The organism is Streptococcus sp. GMD6S (genome assembly GCF_000297015.1).
The window spans coordinates 1-879 of the sequence record NZ_AJRH01000374.1 but is presented as its reverse complement, the minus strand read 5'-3'; the positions used below and the strand labels follow the sequence as shown (position 1 = coordinate 879).

At 44.7% G+C, this 879-nt stretch carries 2 protein-coding genes; both read left to right on the top strand.

Annotated features, from left to right (window positions below; translation table 11 throughout):
* On the top strand, positions 1-477 hold a 477-nt coding region (locus tag GMD6S_RS11780; RefSeq protein WP_008296356.1), incomplete at its 5' end, for a penicillin-binding transpeptidase domain-containing protein.
* Positions 478-487: 10 nt separating this feature from the next.
* The coding region (gene recR / locus GMD6S_RS11775) for a recombination mediator RecR (protein WP_000966751.1) at positions 488-879 on the top strand (392 nt) is incomplete at its 3' end.

The following is an 879-nucleotide window of genomic DNA, read 5'->3' as shown; positions in this document are numbered from 1 at the left end:
TACACCCCAATGCAATTGGCCCAGTACGTTGGAACTATTGCCAACAACGGTGTTCGGATTGCCCCCCACATTGTTGAGGGGATTTATGGAAACAACGAACAAGGTGGCTTAGGGAACTTAATCCAATCTGTTGAAACCAAGGAAATGAATAAAATTAATATTTCTGAGTCTGATGTTTCCATCCTCCAACAAGGATTTTATCAAGTGTCACATGGTGGTAGTGCTTTGACAACCGGTCGTGCCTTTTCAAATGGCGCAGCGGTATCCATTAGTGGAAAAACTGGTACTGCCGAGAGTTATGTTGCGGGAGGTCAAGAAGCTAACAATACTAATGCTGTGGCCTATGCACCATCAGATAATCCTCAAATCGCTGTAGCTGTTGTCTTTCCTCATAACACCAACCTTACAAATGGTGTCGGACCTTCCATTGCGCGCGATATTATCAACCTCTATAACCAACATCATCCAATGAATTAGAAAGGAACATATGCTTTATCCAACACCTATTGCCAAGCTAATTGACAGTTATTCGAAGTTACCGGGTATCGGGATTAAGACGGCTACCCGTCTGGCCTTCTATACTATTGGAATGTCTGATGACGATGTCAATGAATTTGCTAAAAATCTCCTTTCTGCTAAGAGAGAGCTGACCTACTGTTCCATCTGCGGTCGCCTGACTGATGACGATCCTTGCTCTATCTGTACGGATCCGACTCGAGACCAGACAACCATCTTGGTGCTAGAGGATAGTCGCGATGTGGCTGCTATGGAAAATATCCAAGAATACCACGGACTCTATCATGTCTTGCATGGCCTTATTTCTCCGATGAATGGCATCAGCCCAGACGATATCAACCTCAAGAGTCTCATGACCCGTCT